The organism is Bradyrhizobium erythrophlei (assembly GCF_900129505.1).
GTDB classification, from domain to species: domain Bacteria; phylum Pseudomonadota; class Alphaproteobacteria; order Rhizobiales; family Xanthobacteraceae; genus Bradyrhizobium; species Bradyrhizobium erythrophlei_D.
In genome coordinates this window covers 4,206,577-4,226,268 of the sequence record NZ_LT670818.1, presented here as the reverse complement: position 1 = coordinate 4,226,268, position 19,692 = coordinate 4,206,577, and the positions used below count along the sequence as shown (strand labels likewise).

General features: G+C 61.4%; 20 protein-coding genes and 1 pseudogene. 19 read left to right on the top strand and 2 right to left on the bottom strand.

The annotated features are described in order from the left end of the window. Positions 1-14: 14 nt before the first annotated feature. The 19 genes from B5525_RS19610 to B5525_RS19520 all read left to right on the top strand — a co-directional run bounded on the left by B5525_RS19610 (position 15) and on the right by B5525_RS19520 (position 18,489). Entirely contained in the window at positions 15-2,978 is a 2,964-nt protein-coding gene (locus B5525_RS19610) for an ATP-binding protein (RefSeq protein WP_172899931.1), read from the top strand. Between the two features lie 183 nt (positions 2,979-3,161). Further along, entirely contained in the window at positions 3,162-3,545 is a 384-nt protein-coding gene (locus B5525_RS19605; RefSeq protein ID WP_079567472.1) for a hypothetical protein, read from the top strand. 299 nt (positions 3,546-3,844) lie between these two features. Further along, complete coding sequence (locus B5525_RS19600; RefSeq protein WP_172899930.1) at positions 3,845-4,549, top strand: sensor histidine kinase; 705 nt, start codon at positions 3,845-3,847, stop codon at positions 4,547-4,549. Between the two features lie 286 nt (positions 4,550-4,835). After that, positions 4,836-5,078 (top strand): hypothetical protein, encoded by a 243-nt coding sequence (locus B5525_RS19595; RefSeq protein WP_079567470.1) that lies wholly within the window; start codon positions 4,836-4,838, stop codon positions 5,076-5,078. Positions 5,079-5,216: 138 nt separating this feature from the next. Then, the gene (locus tag B5525_RS19590) at positions 5,217-5,987 is read left to right on the top strand and encodes an alpha/beta fold hydrolase (RefSeq protein ID WP_244567961.1); all 771 of its coding nucleotides are present in this window, start codon (positions 5,217-5,219) and stop codon (positions 5,985-5,987) included. Positions 5,988-6,091: 104 nt separating this feature from the next. After that, positions 6,092-6,517, top strand: a complete 426-nt coding sequence (locus B5525_RS19585; protein WP_079567468.1) for an organic hydroperoxide resistance protein — start codon at positions 6,092-6,094, stop codon at positions 6,515-6,517. Positions 6,518-6,591: 74 nt separating this feature from the next. Continuing rightward, a complete protein-coding gene (locus B5525_RS19580; RefSeq protein ID WP_079567467.1) occupies positions 6,592-7,566 on the top strand; it encodes an MBL fold metallo-hydrolase in 975 nt (324 codons plus the stop codon). Between the two features lie 82 nt (positions 7,567-7,648). Next, complete coding sequence (locus tag B5525_RS19575) at positions 7,649-7,927, top strand: BA14K family protein (protein WP_079567466.1); 279 nt, start codon at positions 7,649-7,651, stop codon at positions 7,925-7,927. 170 nt (positions 7,928-8,097) lie between these two features. Next, positions 8,098-9,219 carry a catalase family peroxidase gene (locus tag B5525_RS19570; protein ID WP_079573568.1) on the top strand — a complete coding sequence of 374 codons (1,122 nt, stop codon included), beginning with the start codon at positions 8,098-8,100 and terminating at the stop codon, positions 9,217-9,219. After that, a complete protein-coding gene (locus B5525_RS19565) occupies positions 9,216-9,767 on the top strand; it encodes a cytochrome b (RefSeq protein WP_079567465.1) in 552 nt (183 codons plus the stop codon). The genes B5525_RS19570 and B5525_RS19565 overlap by 4 nt, the downstream gene beginning before the upstream one ends. Positions 9,768-9,902: 135 nt before the next feature. Further along, positions 9,903-11,549: a malonate decarboxylase subunit alpha gene (gene mdcA / locus B5525_RS19560; RefSeq protein ID WP_079566216.1), complete on the top strand. Its 1,647-nt coding sequence runs from the start codon at positions 9,903-9,905 to the stop codon at positions 11,547-11,549. 13 nt (positions 11,550-11,562) lie between these two features. Continuing rightward, the gene (mdcC, locus tag B5525_RS19555; protein WP_079566215.1) at positions 11,563-11,880 is read left to right on the top strand and encodes a malonate decarboxylase acyl carrier protein; all 318 of its coding nucleotides are present in this window, start codon (positions 11,563-11,565) and stop codon (positions 11,878-11,880) included. Then, the gene (locus tag B5525_RS19550; RefSeq protein WP_154073172.1) at positions 11,877-12,824 is read left to right on the top strand and encodes a biotin-independent malonate decarboxylase subunit beta; all 948 of its coding nucleotides are present in this window, start codon (positions 11,877-11,879) and stop codon (positions 12,822-12,824) included. The genes mdcC and B5525_RS19550 overlap by 4 nt, the downstream gene beginning before the upstream one ends. Continuing rightward, the gene (gene mdcE, locus B5525_RS19545; RefSeq protein ID WP_079573257.1) at positions 12,811-13,536 is read left to right on the top strand and encodes a biotin-independent malonate decarboxylase subunit gamma; all 726 of its coding nucleotides are present in this window, start codon (positions 12,811-12,813) and stop codon (positions 13,534-13,536) included. Before B5525_RS19550 ends, mdcE begins: the two co-directional genes overlap by 14 nt. Further along, entirely contained in the window at positions 13,511-14,191 is a 681-nt protein-coding gene (gene mdcG / locus B5525_RS19540; RefSeq protein WP_079567464.1) for a malonate decarboxylase holo-[acyl-carrier-protein] synthase, read from the top strand. Before mdcE ends, mdcG begins: the two co-directional genes overlap by 26 nt. Before the next feature lie 77 nt (positions 14,192-14,268). Further along, positions 14,269-15,087: a triphosphoribosyl-dephospho-CoA synthase MdcB gene (mdcB, locus tag B5525_RS19535; RefSeq protein ID WP_244568057.1), complete on the top strand. Its 819-nt coding sequence runs from the start codon at positions 14,269-14,271 to the stop codon at positions 15,085-15,087. Beyond that, a complete protein-coding gene (locus B5525_RS19530; protein WP_079567462.1) occupies positions 15,075-16,022 on the top strand; it encodes an AEC family transporter in 948 nt (315 codons plus the stop codon). Before mdcB ends, B5525_RS19530 begins: the two co-directional genes overlap by 13 nt. A 61-nt stretch (positions 16,023-16,083) precedes the next feature. Further along, a complete protein-coding gene (locus B5525_RS19525; RefSeq protein ID WP_244567960.1) occupies positions 16,084-16,971 on the top strand; it encodes an acyltransferase domain-containing protein in 888 nt (295 codons plus the stop codon). 15 nt (positions 16,972-16,986) lie between these two features. After that, complete coding sequence (locus B5525_RS19520; RefSeq protein ID WP_079567460.1) at positions 16,987-18,489, top strand: PAS domain-containing sensor histidine kinase; 1,503 nt, start codon at positions 16,987-16,989, stop codon at positions 18,487-18,489. On the opposite strand, the pseudogene B5525_RS47205 reads toward B5525_RS19520, so the two are convergent. Beyond that, positions 18,487-19,166 (bottom strand): annotated as a pseudogene (locus tag B5525_RS47205) (biotin/lipoyl-binding protein); the annotation flags it as partial. The gene B5525_RS19520 and the pseudogene B5525_RS47205 sit on opposite strands and share 3 nt — an antisense overlap. 25 nt (positions 19,167-19,191) lie before the next feature. Next, the gene (locus B5525_RS19510; RefSeq protein ID WP_244567959.1) at positions 19,192-19,671 is read right to left on the bottom strand and encodes a molybdopterin cofactor-binding domain-containing protein; all 480 of its coding nucleotides are present in this window, start codon (positions 19,669-19,671) and stop codon (positions 19,192-19,194) included. Positions 19,672-19,692 lie beyond the last annotated feature (21 nt).

The following is a 19,692-nucleotide window of genomic DNA, read 5'->3' as shown; positions in this document are numbered from 1 at the left end:
TCGGATCTACCTGGATGAGAACATCACCAATTCGTGATGACCCTATATGGGATATGGGACTAGCATTTTCGGTGAGCTGCAATGGCCTGCAGCGAAGAGTTTCGCGGGACGAACAGACGTCAGAAAATCATCGTCGCAACCCACTGCCCAAGGACGTGCTTTCTTTCGGCCCGTTCAGCCTGTTTACGGCCGAGAGGCTGCTCAAGAAGGGTGACGAACCGATACCGCTCGGTGGCCGCGCGCTCGACATCCTGATCGCACTCGCGGAGCGGCCCGGGGAAGTCGTCACGCACAAGGAACTTATCTCGACCGCGTGGCCGGATGTGACGGTGGAGGAAGCCAACCTCCGCTTTCAAATGGCTGCCCTTCGGAAGGCACTTGGCGACGGACGAGGCGGTGCTCGCTACATATCCAATATTGCCGGTAGGGGTTATTGTTTTGTTGCGCCAGTCACACGCTCGACGGCCGCCAGAACGGTTCCGGTCACCGCGATCGCCACAACGGAACGAGTTCAAAAGCTGCCGCCGCGACCAGCGCGGATGGTCGGCCGCGATGACACGGTTCGATCCTTGGCGCACCAAATCCAGATGTGGCGCTTCGTCAGCATCGTCGGCCCTGGCGGTATCGGCAAAACGACCGTGGCAATCTCCGTCGCTCATAATCTGACTGATCGATTCCGTGACGCGGTCTTCTTCATCGATCTGGCTGCGCTGACCGATCCCCAACTCGTGGTGACTGCGATCGCATCGGCACTCGGGTTCGCGGTGCAAACCCAGGATCCGGTCGTTAGTCTGTTGGCCTTTATCGGCGACAGGAAGATCCTCCTCGTGCTCGACAATTGCGAGCACGTGATCGGCATTGCGGCAGCACTGGCCGAACGCATCGTCAGCGAGGCACCACAAGCGCACATCCTGGCGACCAGCCGCGAAGCCCTCCGGGTGGAAGGTGAACATGTCCACCTGTTGTACTCACTTGATTGTCCACCCGAGAATGCCGGCCTGACCGCCATGGAAGCGCTTCGGTATCCCGCTGCCCAGCTTTTCATGGAACGGGCCGCGGCGAGCGGCTATGGCGCCGCGCTCAGCGATATCGATGCGCCGATCGTCGCCCGGAGCTGCCGCCGGCTTGACGGAGTGGCACTTGCCATTGAGCTCGCGGCAAGTCGCGTCGGCTCCCTTGGGATTCGTGAAACCGCGGAGCTGCTCGACAACCGCTTCGGCTTGCTCTGGCAGGGCCGTCGCACCGCGCTGCCGCGGCACGAGACGCTGAATGCGATGCTCGATTGGAGTTACAACCTACTTTCGGAGCGCGAGAAGGTGGTCCTGTGCCGGCTGTCCGTCTTTGTCGGGGCCTTCACGCTTCAGGCCGCCGGCTCCGTTGCGTCGGAGACGGAGGTAGACGAGGCGGACGCTACCGACGCGGTCGCGAGCCTGGTTGCGAAGTCCCTGATATCCACGACCGTCATCAACGAATCGACATATTATCGGCTGCTCGACACCACGCGCGCCTACGCCGCTGCCAAACTCGGAGCGCGTGGCGAAGCGGCTCGCATCGCCCGGCGCCATGCGATCTTTTATTCCAGGTTTCTCGAACACGACGAGATCATCCAGTCATTATTCGGCGAACACGATCTTTCGGGATACGCCCCACATATCGGCAATGTGCGGGCGGCGCTCGGATGGGCGCTGTCCGACAACGGCGATGCCGCGGTCGGCATCGAACTCGCCACCTGGGCAGCGCCGCTGTTCTTCGGACTGTCGCTGTTCGAAGAATGCAGGGGTTGGTGTGAACGAGCGCTGGCCGCGCTCGACGACGCCAGCCGTGGCACCAGACAGGAGATGATTCTTCAGCAAGCCCTGGCGATGTCGTCGATGTACACCAGGGGTCACAACGATCAGGTGCGCGTCGCAATCGAGCGTGGACTTGCGCTTGCGGAAGCTCTTGAGGATCGGCCGCGCCAGCTGCGCCTTCTCGTCGGTCTGAACCTCTTTCTTGGCCGACTTGGTGACGTTCGAGGCGCCCTGGCGGTCGCGGAACAGGGCGGCGTCATCGCGCAGGCCGCCAAGCACCCGGCGGGCACCGTCTGGGCAGAGTGTTGGGTGGGCAATGCTCACCACTTTCTAGGCAACCAGGCCGCGGCACAACTCCATCTTGAGCGCGGCACGGCACTCGCGGTCGAACTTGGTACCTTCAACGCCAACTTCTTCGTCTTTGATTTTCGCAGCATCGCGATGATCTTCCTTGCCCGCGCCTTGTGGCTGCGTGGATTCTCCGATCAGGCTCTCAGATTCGTGCGAGGGGCCATCGATGAAGCGGCGAGCCGAGATCACCCAGTTCCGACTTGCATCTCGCTCGTTTATGCCTCGACCTTGTTACTGTGGACCGGTGATTTGCCAGGAACCAGCGACCTCATCGAGCAACTGATCGTACACGCCGGACGACACTCGCTTGCACCGTACCGTGCTCTCGGCATCGCGCTGAAAGGCGAACTTGCCATCGCCCGAGATGAGCCGGAAGCCGGTCTCGATTTGCTACGGAGCGCGCTGGAGACCCTGCGCGCTCAACAGTACAATCTCCAGATCACGGGCTTCATCGGCGGGTTGGCGGAGGGCCTGCGCAAGACCGGGCAATTCGAGGAGGCGCTGCTTACGATCAATGGAGCTATTGCGCGCGCGACAAATGGTGGCGTGGAATTTAACTTGTCCGAACTGCTTCGGATCAAGGCTCAGATTCTCGCGGCACAACATGACCGTGAATCAGCCATGAACTGCCTGACCGAAGCGCTCACTGTCGCACGCGCGCAATCTGCCCTAGCCTGGGAGCTGAGGTCCTCGATGGCCTTGGCGCGCATGCTTTCCGAAGACGGGCAGCGCGATCAGGCCCGCCATACGCTCGCCCTCGTCTACGACCGCTTCACCGAAGGATTCGAAACCGCAGACCTCAGGCTTGCGCGCGCGCTGCTCGAGGACTTGCGATAGTCTTTTTAGCCGCTCCACGCCAAACCGACGACCTCCGCAACATTCTTTCCGCCTGGAGACCCGGCGGAACTGGACTCCCTGCACCCGTCTAACATTTTCTAACGTAATCAAACGGGCCAAGCCGTCGTCCATCGGGCATGGTCGTCGCGTGCAAATTGCCAAGAATCGTTCGAACCCGACACCATGATGAAATCCTCCGTTCCGCCAAACGCTCCCGTCGCCCTCCCACCCCTGGTGGCCGCCTACGTTGAAGCAACCAACAGTTTCGATCTCGAGCGACTGCTGGCCACTTTCGCCGAGGACGCTCTCGTCAATGATCAGTTGCGGGACTACTGGGGAAAGCCGGCCATCAGAGAGTGGGCGAAGCACGATATCATCGGCGAGCGTCTGACGATGAACGTAACCAAGGTGATCAACCACTATGGGAACTTCATCGCGACGGCCAATGTCGATGGCAACTATGACAAGCGCGGCCTGCCTGATCCGCTGGTGCTCGCCTTCTATTTCACCCCCCAGAGCGATTTGATCGTTCAACTGATCATTCTTCGTAATCGATACGATATTTGAGAATCAACATGGCCGTCGCTATGGTCATTTCAACCAACGAGATCACCTCGTCTAGCTGAAGCTCCCTGGGGAGTCGATGCGTCGCCCAAAACGCGCGCCTCAGCTGCATGACTAACACAATCTTACAACATCAAACTCGCGTACGTCGCGAGATTGCGCGACACTTTCAATCAGATTTGTTCAATGCCTCCCAACTAAGAGAGCACGTCATGCACGAGACACACGGACATGTCAAAGCGACAGAAGGCAGCGCGGCTTTTGGTACCCCACGGATGCCAACGCGACCCATGACTTGGAGCATGACGGCCAAGGCGAAACCACACAAGCCGTCCGAGTTTGAGTCAGTGTTACTTGCGATAGCAGGACACGATCTAAGGCAGCCACTTCAAGTCATCCAAAACGTTCACGATATTCTCTGTCGCGGCCTTCGAACGGCATCTGAGTTGCGCCTACTGCAGTACGGTCAGAGCGCGGTCGAGCGATTGAGGGATCAGCTTGATGAATTACTCGCCGCCCTTCGGCTCTGCGAGAGCGGCAAAAGGGTGAAGCTAACGTCGGTGCGGGTCGAGCCTTTGTTGCAGCAAGCTACCTACGCGAACAAAGTCGCAGCTCTAACAAAGGGAGTCAGCGTTCGTACGGTCCCGACTTGCGCTACGATTGAGAGCGATGCTCTGCTTCTCGGTACCGTTCTGCGCAACTTGGTCAGCAATGCCATCAAATACACACTGCCTGGTGGCCGCGTTCTCGTCGGTTGCCGGCACACCGACCAGAGGATCCGCATTGACGTGTATGACACTGGAATCGGCATAACCGGGGACCAGATCCCTCGAATGTTCGAGGCCTTCACCCGTTTTGATCCTGCGCGATGCGATGGTCTAGGCATTGGCCTCTTCATCGTGCGCCAGGCGATCGGAATTCTGGGACACCGCATCGACGTCGCTTCCACTCCCTGTCGCGGGTCACGCTTTTCAATTCTTGCGAACCAAGCCGAAAGAAGTGAATGAGCGCCAGCACTTATCCCACCATCGGAGCAATGCAAAGACGCACGGCAACGACGAATGGGAGGTGTTTGCGAACAGTTGCGATCGCTCTCGATTTTAATTCCCGCCGACAATGAAATCCGTTTGCTTGGTCGGTAGGCGCTATCACGGAGCAGCGATCGGTGACGATGTTGCGACACTGACGATTGTTGCCGGCACTCTTGCGGCGATTCTCAAGTACTTTCTGACGGTCGCAGAGTGCCGTGAGCACCGATCACGTTTGGTTTGCTGCATCCATAAAGGAAGTTCAATGACCACAATCAAGCTATTGTCGGCGGGATTGATCGCCACCGTCATGCTCTCAACGCCCACCATGGCCCGCAAGAATTGCTTAGCCAAGCGGCATGTTGCGAAGAAAGCCGATGCGCGTGCGTCGCCCACCGCTCGCTATATTGACGGCTATGCTCGCATTCCAGCGCCGCACGTCGGCCCATTTGCTACGCCGCCAGACGGAGAAAATTGCGATGTCGGCGACAACCCGTTTTTATGCTGAGCTGCGCAGAGGAGCGAGCCGATGGTGTCAAGGAGCGAAAACGTCCCCTTTAACGCTGCCGTCCCAGTAGCCAACTCCAACTTTACGCAAAGGAGAACTTCCATGAATAGCCAAGACAATCTTCGGCCAAGATATCTTATGAATCGACGCACCTTCGTAAGCATGGTGGCCGCGGGAGCGGCAAGCACTCTTGTCCAGGGCAACGCCGCTGCCGCGCAGCCGGCGACGAAGGCCCGAAATGTTGTCCTTGTGCACGGGCTGTTCGCCGACGGGTCAAGCTGGTCCGAGGTGATTGCACGATTGCAGGCAGCGGGGCTCAATGCCACAGCCGTGCAAAACCCACTGACAACGCTGCCTGAAGCGGTCGCCTCGGCCGAGCGCGTGCTGGCGCGGCAAGATGGTCCGACGGTCCTGGTCGGGCATTCCTTCTCCGGAATGATCGTGACAGAGGCCGGTATGCATCCGAACGTGTCGGCTCTTGTCTATGTGGCGGCGCGAGCGCCGGATGCGGGCGAGGATTACGCGGCGTTGGCCAAGACATTTCCGACGCCACCGGCGTCCGCCGGGATTGTCTTCGACGGCGATGAAGGACGCCTCAGCGAGGCTGCGTTCTTGCGCGATTTCGCCGGCGACCTGCCGGAAGCGAAGGCGAAGGTCCTTTATGCGGTCCAAGAGCCGTTCCACAAGGCTCTGCTCTCGGGCAAGACGACGCATGCGGCCTGGCGGTCGAAGCCGAGTTTCTATGCCGTTTCGACGGAAGACCGGACGATCAATCCCGATCTCGAACGCTTCATGGCCAAGCGCATGGGCGCCAAGACCATCGAAGTGAAGGCGAGTCACCTGTCGCTGATATCCCAACCCGACGAGATCAGCCGGTTGATCCTGGAAGCCGCCGGACAGCCCGCTTAGCGGGTGTGCGTCCTCGTGCACGGGCTGTTCGCCGATGAGTTGCGGCGACAGTCCGGACGACCCGTCCCAATTTAACGAATCCCAGCGAAGAAGGCATATGTGCTATGGCCAGTCTATATTCCACAAAAGTCACGGCGAGCGGAGGCCGTCACGGTTCGATCCGCAGCGAAGACGGTTTGCTCGACCTCAAGCTCGCACTGCCCCGGGCGCTTGGCGGTAGGGGCGATGCGACCAATCCCGAACAACTCTTCGCCGGCGGGTATGCAGCCTGCTTTGAGAATGCGCTCCTTCATGTGAGCCGAGATGCCGGCCACCGCTTTGGCGACGACGATATCACCGTCGCCGCCAGGATCGATCTCAGTCGAAATGAGACAGGAGGCTTCGTGTTGGCCGCCGCGCTTGCCGTGGCCATGGTTGGCATCGACCGACAGACCGCTGAACGGCTCGTCCAGGGTGCTCATGCGATCTGCCCGTACTCGAATGCGATCCGGGGCAACGTCGATGTGGCAACGTCCGTCTCGGTCCGGTGAGCCTGACCGATCGATTTCATGCCACCTCCTCGGAAGAAAGCCCCCACAAACGCAACTCGCAATGGAGAACTGACATGCTCAAGCTCGACCGCCGGATGCTCCTACGTGCCGGCTCTGCCGCCGTCGGGGCCGCTGCACTCGCTCCGACCGTACCCGCCCTGGCCCATGCGCCCCAAGCGGGCAAGCGGGCGCAGCCTAGCTTCTACCGCTTCAAGCTCGGCACCATCGAAGTCACCGTCGTCAGCGACGGCACGCTCGCGTTCCCGGCCGAAACGCTGTGGGGTGATCGCGCCGAGAACGCAAGAGGCCTGCTCACATCCACGTTCCAACCGCCTAGCCCGGTGGGGCTGCAAATCAACACCATTCTCGTCAACACCGGCGACAAGCTGGTGTTGATCGATGCAGGCTGCGGCGTCGACAAATTTCAGAAGACGACCGGCGGGCTGCTTGGCAACCTCGCCGCCGCGGGCTACGCCCCTGGCGATATCGATATGATCCTGCTCACTCACGCGCATTTCGACCACCTGTGGGGTATCAGCGATCACGAGAACGCGTCGCTGCTGTTTCCCTCGGCCGAATTCGTCGCCAGCGAAACCGAGGTCGCCTTTTGGAGCGCCCCCGAATGGGCCAACAGATTGCCGCCCGCTCTGAAGCCGGAGGTTACCCGGGCAAATCTGAAATTGGCCAGCCCTCGGCTGCGCCTGATCAAAGCCGGAGCGGAGGTGGCGCCGGGCGTGACCACCATCGACACTGCCGGTCACACACCAGGCCACATGTCGGTGCATCTGAGTTCCGGCAGCGAAGAATTGCTCCTTACTGCCGATGTCGTCGTCAACTCCACGATCAGCTTCCTGCATCCGGAATGGCCGTTCGAGTTTGACATGGACATAGCGCAGGCAACCAGGGCGCGCGTGGACTTCCTCGACCGCGCAGCGACCGACAAGACGCTGGTTGGTAGCTACCATCTGCCCTTCCCTGGCTTCGGGCACGTGGTGCGCGAGGGGAACGGGTACCGCTGGCTGCCGGCAGATTGGCAGTGGACGAGCTAACGACCACGCCGGGCGGGGGCGGTGTGCTCCCCCGCCGGCCTCATAAGGGCTACGCAGAAAAATCAACCCCGGAGTCTGATCGATGATGAAATTACAGACACTTGCGGCGATGGCCGTTGGCGTGCTCACAGCAACGCTCGGTGGATTTGAGGCTCGCGCCCAGACGGCCGCGCCGGTCGAGGCGCGCAACGTTGTGCTGATACACGGAGCGAAACGGGTCAAGGGCCGCGGTGCTCAAGCAAGCGTCGGCTCCGTGGTATCGAGCACTGCTGCTTCCTATTGCGCCCAGCGTTGGGCGTACTACGACCCGGCGTCCGGGAAGTATCTTGGCGACGATGGTCAATGGCATCCTTGCCGATAAAAGTTAGCGAAGTTGGGATCGACTCCAAGGTCACAGCGCTGGTCCGAGTGGTCATCGATCCCCGCATTAGATTGGCTGAGGCACTAGCAAGAAACGAGCCGGTCGTGATGCTTGTTTGGAAGACAACGCCGAAATGGCGTCGCTAGGCGGTTATGCAGGAGTTTGACGAGATGTCGGATGATCAGTCAGGAGAAACCACTAGCAAACGGCCATTGACGAGCGCAGGAGTGGTCATCCGGTTGGGTGCAATTGGCGTAGCCGTGCTCTGCGTCGCCGGCGCATTCGCTTACACGGGGGGCTGGCTTTCGCCGCGCCGGCTGACTGAGGACCGGATGTTGGCGGCTTTCACGGACGCTGAAGGTCTGCACCCCGGGTTTCGCCGGAATCACGCGAAAGGCGTCTGCGTCAGCGGGTGGTTCGACGCCAACGGACAGGCAGTCTCGTTCTCCACGGCCACCGTGTTCAAGCCGGGCCGCACCGCTATCGTCGGCCGTTTCGGCCTCTCCGGCGCCAACCCGTTCCAGGCCGATCAGCCAGCAATCGTGCGCAGCATGGCCGTTAAGTTCCTGCTGCCCGGGGCCGGGGAGTGGCGGATTACGATGAACAACGAGGCAGTGTTTGGTGTGAACTCCGCGCAAGGTTTCCGCGACCAGGTCCTCGCCTCCATCCCTGACCCGGCCACCGGAAAGCCTGATCCCGCCAAGGTCAAGGCGTTCATGGCTGCCCACCCCGAGACCGTACAGGCCATGGCGGTCATCAAGCAAAGCCCGCCGTCCCAGGGCTTCGCCGATTCAACTTTCAACAGTCTCAACGCCTTCCGTCTCGTCAACGCGGCCGGTGTGTCCATTCCGGTTCGCTGGGCCACAGTGCCCATGCAGCCGTTCGCGGCAGAGTCTGCGGTGCGGTCGGCATCGAACGGCGAGAACTATCTCTTCGACGACCTAATCCAGCAGATTCACCAGCATCCGTTGCGATGGCGCCTGATGATTACCATTGGCCAACCTGGAGACCCCACCGACGACGCGACGTTGCCCTGGCCCGCCGATCGGCAGCAAATCAACGCCGGCACTGTGACAATTGACGAGGTGTCGAGTGAAGACACAGGGCCCTGCGCCTACGTCAATTACGACCCGCTGGTGTTGCCGTCCGGCATCGCGCCATCCGACGACCCGCTGCTAAGTGCTCGATCGGCGGCCTATTCGAGCTCCTTCACTCTTCGTGCCGGAGAGGAGGCGGAAAAGCCCCCAAGTGCGATCACGCGGCAGGACGTACAGGCAGGAGGCAAGTCATGACTGCATACGCGGCCCGCTTCCCGATCCTGTCGCGGCTCCTGCACTGGCTGATGGCAGCGATGATCCTGGCGATGCTGTTCATCGGCATCGGCATGGTTGCCACGGTCTCCAAACGCTACGAGCTTCTGATCTCGATCCACAGGCCGCTTGGGATCGCCATCCTCATCCTGGTAGTCGTCCGCCTAGTAAATCGTTGCCTCAATCCGCCGCCAGCGCTGCCCGACACGGTCCCGCCCGTCCAGCGCCGGGCGGCCAAGGCCTCCCACATCGTGCTTTACGCCTCGATGGTCGCGATGCCGTTAGTCGGCTGGGGGATGCTTTCGGCTGAACGTTACCCGATCGTACTCTACGGGCCGCTTCAGCTACCCTCGATCCTGCCACACAACGTCGCGCTGTATGCGTGGTTGCGATCCCTGCACACCTATCTCGCTTATTTGCTCTTCTGCACGTTCCTCGCCCATTTCGGTGCAGCCCTTTTCCACGGCCTGATCCGCCGCGATGGAGTGTTCGAGAGTATGGCGTCATGGCGTAGCAGGGCATCGAAATGAGGCAAATCCATCGTGGGATCCGCATACCCCAGGCCGAGGGCGTTCTTGCACGGATCAGTGGTTGGAGGCTGCACCATGGCGATACGATCGCGGCATGACCGCGGAAGAAAGCCACTAGAATAAGAGAGATCAGGAATGAAGAGCTGGAACGCACAAAAGACTACCCTGGCGGAGCGCCTCGCCGATGGACGCAGGTACGCTTCGGGCAAGACTATCGAAGTCGTGGATCTGCCGAATTTCCTTGAAGCGGTGATTCGGCCCGCCGACCGCGTCTGTCTGGAGGGCGACAACCAGAAACAAGCGGACGTCCTCGCCTCTGCGCTCGCCGACGTCGATCCCGCCAAGATCCACGATCTTCATATGGTCCAGTCAGGTGTCGTGCTGCCCGAGCATCTCGATGTATTCGAGAAGGGCATCGCGCGCAGGCTCGATTATTCCTATTCCGGCCCGCAGTCGGCGCGCATCGCCAAGATGCTGTTCGGCGGCAAAATCGAGCTGGGGGCGGTGCACACCTATCTTGAGCTGTTCGGGCGTTATTTTATCGACCTGACACCGCATGTCGCCCTGATCGCGGCGGTCAGCGCGGACCGAAATGGCAATCTCTATACCGGGCCCAACACCGAAGACACACCGACGGTCGTTGAGGCAACCGCCTTCAAAGATGGCTTGGTCATCGCACAGGTCAACGAGATCGTGGACAAAGTGCCACGCGTCGACATTCCGGGTGACCGCGTGCATTTCGTCGTGAATGCGGACAAACCCTTCTTTGTCGAGCCTCTGTTCACGCGCGATCCAGGCGCCATCACCGAGGGCCAGATCCTTACCGCCATGCTGGCAATCAAAGGCATTTACGCACGCTATGGTGTCAAGCGGCTGAACCACGGGATCGGGTTCAACACAGCGGCGATCGAACTTTTGCTGCCTACTTACGGCGAACGGCTGGGATTGAAGGGCAAGGTAGCTACACACCTTGCGCTCAATCCGCACCCCGCGCTAATCCCGGCGATCGAGTCCGGCTGGGTGGAGCAGATCCACTCCTTCGGATCGGAAGTGGGGATGGACGACTACATCCGCGCCCGTTCGGACATCTACTTCACTGGCCCCGACGGCGCGCTGCGTTCGAACCGCGCGTTCTGCCAGGTCGCCGGGCTCTACGCTTGCGACATGTTCATCGGCTCCACCCTGCAGATCGACCTGCAGGGGAATTCCTCCACCGTGACCACCTCGCGCATTGCTGGCTTCGGCGGGGCGCCAAATATGGGCTCTGATGCTCGGGGACGCCGCCATCCGAGCGCGCCCTGGCTGCAGGCGGGCAAGGAGGCCGACCCCGACGGCCCGCCACCCCTGCGGCGCGGCCGCAAGCTGGTCGTGCAGATCGGCGAGACCTTCGGCGACAAGAACGTCCCACTGTTCGTCGAGAAGCTCGACGCCCTGACGCTTGCCGAGAAACTGAATCTCGAACTCGCTCCTCTGATGATCTACGCCGACGACGTCACCCACATCGTCACTGAGGAGGGAATCGCCAATCTCCTGCTTTGCCGCGACAAAGATGAGCGCGAGCAGGCGATCCGTGGCGTGGCGGGCTACACCGATGTCGGCCGCGGCCGGGATGGGAAGATGGTTCGGCGCCTGCGAGAGCGAGGCGTCATCTGTCGGCCGGAAGACCTCGGCATCGATCCGCTCGATGCGGACAGGAGTCTGTTAGCGGCACGTTCTATCAAGGATCTCGTCCGATGGTCCGGTGGCCTCTATGCGCCGCCCTCCAAATTCCGCAACTGGTGAGAAGGAAGCTGCGATGGAAACCCTGAGCTATCGCCACAAAGCGCAAGAGCGCGCCGCTGGCTCCAAATCATTGGCCATCATCGGCGTTGTCGCCTCAGGAAATCTGGAAGTCCTGGTTGAGCGGTTGTTGCCCGATACGGAATGCCAGGTCGACATCAACACCGCGGCTGAAGGCTTCGGTGCGGTGTGGGAAGCGGTCGTTGCCGACTTCGTCGAGCGTCGCTCACCCGGCGGCTTGAAGCTCTCCGTCAACGATGGGGGTGCGCGTCCAGATACGGTCGCCCTGCGCCTGGCACAGGCCGTCCGCCTGATCGAGGAGGAAGATCGATGAACGCTCGAAAATTGGAGGCGCCGGATGTGTCGCGCGTCGCAAACAGCAAGACCGTGAGCTGGTACGAGGCATCCGCACGCCAGCGGGTCCGATTGATGCTCGACGCCGGCAGCTTCCAAGAGTTCATCGGCCCGGAGCAGCGTGAACAGAGTCCGCATTTGCGGGTGTTCGATCTTCCAACGCAGTTCGACGATGGCATCGTCGTCGGGCGCGGCAGGATTGCTGGCACGCCTATATACGTTGCTGCTCAGGAGGGGCGCTTCATGGGCGGCGCCTTCGGCGAGGTTCACGGCGCCAAGCTGACAGGCCTTCTACGCGCCGCGCGGGACACCAAGTCGGTGCCGGTGCTGATTCTGTTCGACACCGGCGGGGTGCGCCTGCAGGAAGCCAATGCCGGCGAATTAGCTATCGCCGAGATCATGCGCGCGCTCATCGAGGCGCGGATGGCGGGTGTGAAGATTGTCGGTCTGATTGGTGGCCGGGCGGGCTGCTACGGTGGTGGCGGATTGATTGCTGGCTGTTGCTCGGCGCTTGCCGTGTCCGAACAGGGCCGCATCAGTGTCTCCGGTCCCGAGGTCATCGAGACCAATCGCGGAGTGGAGGAGTTCGACTCCAAGGATCGCGCGCTGGTGTGGCGCACGATGGGTGGCAAACACCGGCGCTTGCTCGGCGGCGCCGAGGCTTTCGTCGACGACACGATACAGAGCTTCCGTAACATCACGCTGCATTTGATCGGATCCGTACCGGGCTTCGGCTTGGACGTTCTCAAAGCCGAGCAGGCTCGCCTGGAGGAACGCCTCCAACGCTTCGGTGACTGTGCCGACGCCATGGACATCTGGAGGGCCGAAGACATCTTCGACGCGGAAGCCGTTCCGATCATGTCTTCCTCGGACTTTATCGATCTTGCCAATAGGGATGGGGACCCACGCTATGACGCTCGATGACATTCTCGCCTCATTGTTTCCGCAAGGCCACGACGTCAGGAACTACGACGGTGTGTTGCTGGGTTCGGGGTCGTTGAAGACCGGTGGCCGCGCGGTGGTGATCGGCATCGCCGATCGAACCGCGGTCGGCGTGGACGAGGCGATCCGTCTGTCGCGCCACGTGCTGAATGCGATGGAGCGTGGCGGCACTGGTCCCATTCTAGTGTTGGTAGATAGTGACAGCCAGCGGATGAGCAAACGCGACGAGCTTCTAGGACTGAATGAATTTTTGGCTCATCTCGCCAAGTGCCTGATCTACGCCGACATGCAGGGCCGCCAAACCGTGGGCCTGCTTTACGGTCACAGCGCCGCCGGCGCTTTCCTCGCGACCGCATTGGCGACCCGGGTCCTTGTGGCGCTACCGGGGGCCGAGCCGGAGGTTATGGACCTGCCCTCGATGTCCAAGGTGACAAAGCTCTCTATCGACGTCCTCAAGGAGAAGGCCAAGTCCACACCAGTTTTCGCCCCGGGGTTGGACAACCTGGCTCAGACGGGCGCGGTGCTTTCCACCTGGGACGAGAAAACCTCACTGGCAGAGCAGCTTCAGACGCTGCTCGGCGGCGATCAGGATGGTGGCGATCGGCGCGACCGTCTCGGCAAGACTCGTAGGGGACGCCCGAAGGCGGCTGATATCGCGGAGCGTGTGCATGATCTCGCACTCCAATCAAAATAATCGGAGGCCACGCCGCCACGATCTCATCTTCGTGTCGCCGGCGGCGTGGCGCTCGTTGCTTAAGACGCGAGACGATCTTGCCGGGGAGCCGCTGGTCATCGAGTGGGTCGATCGGGGCTGGCCTCTCGTCGCACGGCGCACCCTGCCCGGCGAGGCTGACGGGCTGCCGTTGGGTTTACCTTTGCCACCATTCGCCGGCAAACGACGGCTTTCGGTTCTCATCCAGCCTGAAGATATCGTTTCGACAGCACCGCCGCCCCGGTTGAGCGCCGCCATCAGCGTGGCACCGAATCGGTGGCAGCACCCACTCGGCGCAGTGGTGAGCCTGGCTTCCCGGTATGGCATAGAGGCGCGAATCTTCGGCAGTCTGGCGTGGTGCACACTCACAGGATTGGACTACCTGACTGACACTTCGGACCTCGATCTTCTCCTGCCGATCCATTGTGGCAGCCCTCTTGTACGGCTGACTGCAGATCTTGCTGCAATCGAAGCTACGGCGCCTATGCGCCTGGACGGCGAATTAGTGCGCGATGACGGTGCGGGCGTGAATTGGCGCGAACTCCACAGTGGCGCGCGCGAGTTGCTGGTCAAGACCACCGATGGCGTCGCCTTGCTCGACGCGAACCTCTTCCTCAGCAATAGGACCCAGTCGTGACAGCCGCTCTAGCACGACACTCATACCAGAGCGGCCCGTCCGAGGCGAGGTTTGCGAACGTTTATGAGGCAGAGGCCATCGCCGCCATTGCCGTCCGGTGCCTTCTGAGCGAGTTGGAGACTTGGCCCAAGCCCGGGCTCGTCAGCCATGTCGACTCCGGCAGCCATTCGGATATGAATTTTGGCACATTCCAGCGCAGCGTCGCCGCAATCAAGCCCTATCTACACGCCCTGACAGAAGCTGGTGCCAAGGGTCGTGGCATGGGGCATCTCAGGATTATCGGTCTTGAAGCCGAAGCTGCGATGTTCGCCGCGACCGGGGGTATCAACACACACCGGGGCGCCATCTTCGGATTGGGTTTGCTTTGCGCGGCTGCCGGCGCCAAGGTAGGCGGGCTGGCCGATCCCACGATGTCGCTCGGCGACGTGGTGGTGAGGCTGTGGGGCAGGAATATCTTGGATGGGCCTGTGCAGCTGCACAGCCATGGTGGCGAGGCACGCCGACATTATGGAGCTGGCGGTGCGCGAGCAGAGGCCGCTCAAGGTTTTCTGAGCGTCTATGAGGTCGGTTTGCCCGCCCTGCAATGGGGCGCCCTGATCGCACCAGGCGACACAGAAGCAGCCCGCGTACAGGCCTGTTTCGCGTTGATCGCCTCTCTTGAGGACACCAACCTTCTGCACCGGGGCGGCATGTCCGGCCTCCGCTATGCCCAGTACGCCGCCCGCGTTTTTCTTGATGATGGCGGCGTGGGTACACGCAACTGGCGCGAGCGGGCTAACGTCGTGCACCAGTCGTTCGTCACACGCCGGCTCAGTCCGGGCGGGTCGGCAGACCTTCTCGCGATGACACTCTTCATCCAGGCTTGCGAAGCAGAGTTCTTCTCATGCCGCAGGTGATCTTCACGGTGCTTGCGCCCATTTTCTTCGTCATGGCGCTTGGCTATGTCGCCGGGCGAATGCGCACCATCGACAACCATCATGTGGGAGAAATCAACGCCCTCGTCATGGATTTTGCCCTGCCGGCCTCTCTGTTCGCGTCGACCGGCTCTGCCCCGCGCGGAGAGATGATGGCGCAAGGGCCGCTCTTCGTAATCCTCGGAGCGGTCATGCTGATTATCTATCTGCTCTGGTATTTCTTCGAGCGTAGGGCCTTGAGAAGATCCAGAGGTGAGGCTGCGCTACAAGCTCTGACGGTGTCACTTCCGAACTATGCTGGGATCGGGCTGCCGATCGCGAGTACGGTCCTTGGCCCAACCGCGACCGTGTCCGTCGCGGTCGCTCTCGCGGCGGGTTCGATCCTGGTGAGCCCGATCACACTGATGCTGCTCGAACTGTCCGTTGGCAAGGGACAGAACGATGCCGAGACCTCTGCCGCACGGGTGCGCCGGGCTCTGCGGCACGCGTTGACTACGCCCGTCGTCCTAGCCCCCGTGCTGGGAATCCTGCTCTCGCTGTCCGGATTGAATTTGGGTACCGTCGCGGGAGCCTCTCTCGATCTTATCGGACAGACGGCGGGCGGCGTGGCGCTGTTCCTGACGGGCCTGATCTTGTCGGCCCAGTCGCTCCGCCTGGACCGGCAGGTCGCAGCAGCGACCGGGACGGCCAACATGGTCCGGCCCCTGCTGGTCGCCGCGATCGTTCATGTGCTTCCGATCCCCTCAGAGATTGCCAAGGTATCCATTCTACTGGCGGCTGCGCCGTCGGGTTTCTTCGGCATCTTGTTCGGGGTGAACTATCGGTTGGACTCGGCTCAAGTAGGCTCCACGGTGATCGCGAGCACCGCGTTCAGTATTGTGACGCTGGCGATCACCATCGCGGTGCTCTTTCCCTAATGAGGTGCTGTCGATGACACTTGCCGTCTTATGCTCCGGACAGGGGCCACAGCGGTCCAATATGTTTGCCTTGACCGGCGACGCACCGGAAGCCGCGAACCTCTTTGCTCACGCAGCGACCCTACTCGGCGGACGCGACCCACGCAAAATGGTTCAAACCGATCCCGATGACACTCTGCACCAGAACCGCGTCGGACAAATTCTCTGCACGTTGCAGGCGCTGGCTGCGACGGCGACCCTCCGTGGTGCCTGGCCTCGCAGGCTGATCATTGCAGGTTACAGCGTGGGCGAAGTGGCGGCCTGGAGTGTCGCGGGCTTGATGGACGCCACGATGACCCTCGACCTTGTATCGCGACGTGCCAACGCCATGGACGCATTCAGCAGGCCCGGAGACGGCTTGCTATTCGTCCGCGGCTTGTCTTATGGCGCTGTCGAAGATCTGTGCAATCGCCACGATGCAGCGATCGCCATCGTCGATCCCGGCGACGCCTTCGTTCTCGGCGGCCCCGGTGTAGCGCTGGACATCATAGCTGATGTCGCAAAAAGGATGGGCGCCGCACGCGCCGTTCGGTTAGCGGTGAACGTGGCCTCTCACACCCCGCGCCTGGCTGCGGCCTCGGCGGAGTTCCGCAAAATTTTAGACCAAACTCCGACGAAACTTGCGCCGGACCCGAATGTGCGTCTCTTTAGCGGGATCGATGGTTCTCCTGTTGTCAACATCTCAGCCGGCTTGAACAAGCTGGCCAAACAGATCTCCCACACGGTCCAGTGGGCGCACTGCCTGGAAGGCTGCGTGGAAGCAGGAGCGAGCGTTTTCTTCGAACTCGGCCCTGGCCGGGCACTCAACGAAATGGCCGCCGGCGCTTATCCCGATATCTCGGCTCGTAGCCTGGAAGACTTCAGAACGCTACAAGGCGCGCGTGCGTGGCTCGCGCGCGTCGTCAACTGAACTAAGATAGGAGACGTGACCGAGTTGGTAGGTACGCATATCGATGTCACCGAGCAGCACCTCGCAAGGGAGGCGCTGCAAAAAGCCTTTGACGAAATCAAGCAGTCCGAGGATCGGCTTCGACTGGTCATCGACACAATCCCGACGCTGGTCTGGCGCGCCGGACCGGACGGAGTCCCCGATTTCCTCAATCAAACAGCCCTCGACTACACGGGCCTCTCACTTGACCAGGCCGCAACTGGCTGGCCTCGCGCTTTTCATCCTGACGACGAGAAGGGCATGTTGGTGAAGTGGGCCGCAATATGGGAATCAGGCATGCCGGGCGGGCTTGAAGCCAGGCTCCGGCGCTTCGATGGTGAATATCGCTGGTTCTTGTTCCAAGCCGTGCCGTTGCGCGATGAGTCGGGCAACATTGTCAAATGGTACGGGTCGTCCACCGACATCGAGGACCGCAAGCGGGCCGAGGAGGCCCTTGGCGAGCAGCGCTTGCGTGATTATGCCGAAACCGCCTCCGACTGGCTCTGGGAGACCGGACCTGACCACCGGGTCACCCGCATATCGGAACACGTCAGTGATATTGGGTTCGTGCCACCAGGCCTCGCCGGCCTTTCTCGCTGGGATATTGCAACTGATACCGAATCGGAACCCGAAAAATGGCGACTGCATCGGGCGATGCTCGACGCGCATCGGCCATTTCGCAATTTCGTGTACACCGTCGGGACTGGATCTCCGATATACATCCAAACGAGCGGCAAGCCATTTTATGACACAAACGGCAATTTTCTCGGTTATCGGGGCGTGGGCAGCAACTTAACCGCGGCGGTGCGCGCGGGGCAGCTAGAGGAAGCTCTGCAGGAGGCGAAGGTTGTAGGCGACAATATCGCACATGACCTGCGCACGCCGCTCACCCGCGTGCGGATACGTCTCGAACGCGGCCGCGAGCACGCCTCAACGCTAGAGGAACTCCGCGCTGTTGCCGATCAGGCGATCGCTGGTCTCGACCAATCGTTGACCACGATCACAGCGTTGTTGCGCATTGCGGAAATCGAGCATAGCCGACGGCGCGAAAGGTTTGGCGAGGTCCAACTCGCCCATCTGATTCGCGAAGTGGGCGATCTCTACGGTCCGATCGCCGAGGACAAGGGTGTCACCCTTTGGGCCGAAGCTCCCGATGGGGCGACGGTGCAGGGCGACCGCGATCTTCTGTTCGAGGCCGTTGTCAATCTGGTCAACAACGCAGTGAAGTTCACCCCCGAAGGCGGACGCGTGGAGGTCATACTGCTTTGCAAGGAAGGCGAGACCGTCATCCGGGTGATTGACACCGGCCCCGGCATCCCCGAGATCGAACGAGAAGCGGTGACCCAGCGCTTTTATCGCTCAGACAAAAGTCGAAACACCAAAGGCCTGGGTCTGGGGCTGAGCATAGTCGCCGCGATCATCAAATTGCATGACTTCCGTTTTAGGATTTCGGACGGCCCGGGTTGCACGGCGGAAATTGCCTGCCCAAACTTGGACTGACTCGGCGCCCTCGAGATCGGCGGCGCGCTGCTTCTTAGTTCCCGACAGTACTTCGAGCTGGTGGCGTTGCGCGGCGATGACGGCGCGGCTGGCGCGCACGTCGGCCTGCGCCTTGGCGTAGGTCGCAGTTGCCTGTTCCACCGCGTTCCGGATTCGGTCTGCGACAGCGATTGCTGGCGCTCCTGCTCCTGACGCGCCTCGACCTCCTGAGCCGCCGCGGATGCAAGCTGGGCTTCGGCCTGCGCAATCGTCGCGTATTGCAGTTCGACCTGGTTGCTCAGATTGTCGAGTGCGGCCTGCGCGCCCGCCACGCCGGCCTCGGCCTGCGCGACCTGCGCCTGGTACACGGCGGGATCGACCTGCACCAGGAGATCGCCGGCCTTGACGCGCTGCAAATCCTTCGCGGCCACCGTCAACAGCTCGGCACGGACATAGGCATCGTTGGTGGTCTGGATCGTCGCATGACCGACCCAGGCGTCCCAGCGCAGCGTCGCAAGCGCGATGAAGGCAAGCGCGACCAGCACGGCGAACAACGGAACGGCCAGCCGCGCCAAAGTGCTGCGCGAACCGATCGGCGCGGACGCCGACCCATTGGGTGGGGCGGAAGGGAGCGGGGTTGCGGGTGGCGATACGGTGTGAGCGGCCGGCGGTGCAGCGACGCCCTGCTCTTGATTCAAAGCATTCTCTCCCTAGGCCTTGCTCTTAGGCCGGCTGTATCGGCAGCCTTCTGATGCGGCGCCCCGTCGCCGAGAAAATGGCATTCGTGACCGCGGGGGCCACAGCGGCTGTAGCCGCTTCGCCCAAGCCGCCAGGATCAGCCGTGCTCGCCACTAATTGGGTCTCGATTGGTGGCGTTTCATCGATGCGCCGCGGCGGATAAGAGTCAAAATTGCCTTGTTCGACTCGGCCGTCCTTGATCGTTATCGCGCCGCGCAGCGCAGCCGTGAGTCCGAAGATCGTTCCGCTCTGTATTTGTGCGTCGATCATCATCGGATTGACCGGCAATCCACAATCCACCGCGCAGACAACACGTTCCACCCTCACATTTCCTTTCTCGTCGACGGCCACCTCCGCCACTTGCGAAAGATAGCTTCCAAAGGCGATCGGTTGGGCGCGAGGCTCTACTGGATGGCCGCTTTGCGCCAGGAGCAGCCGCTCGATGGGCGCTTCCTTAATTTTCACGGGCAGGACTCTTTTTTCGCA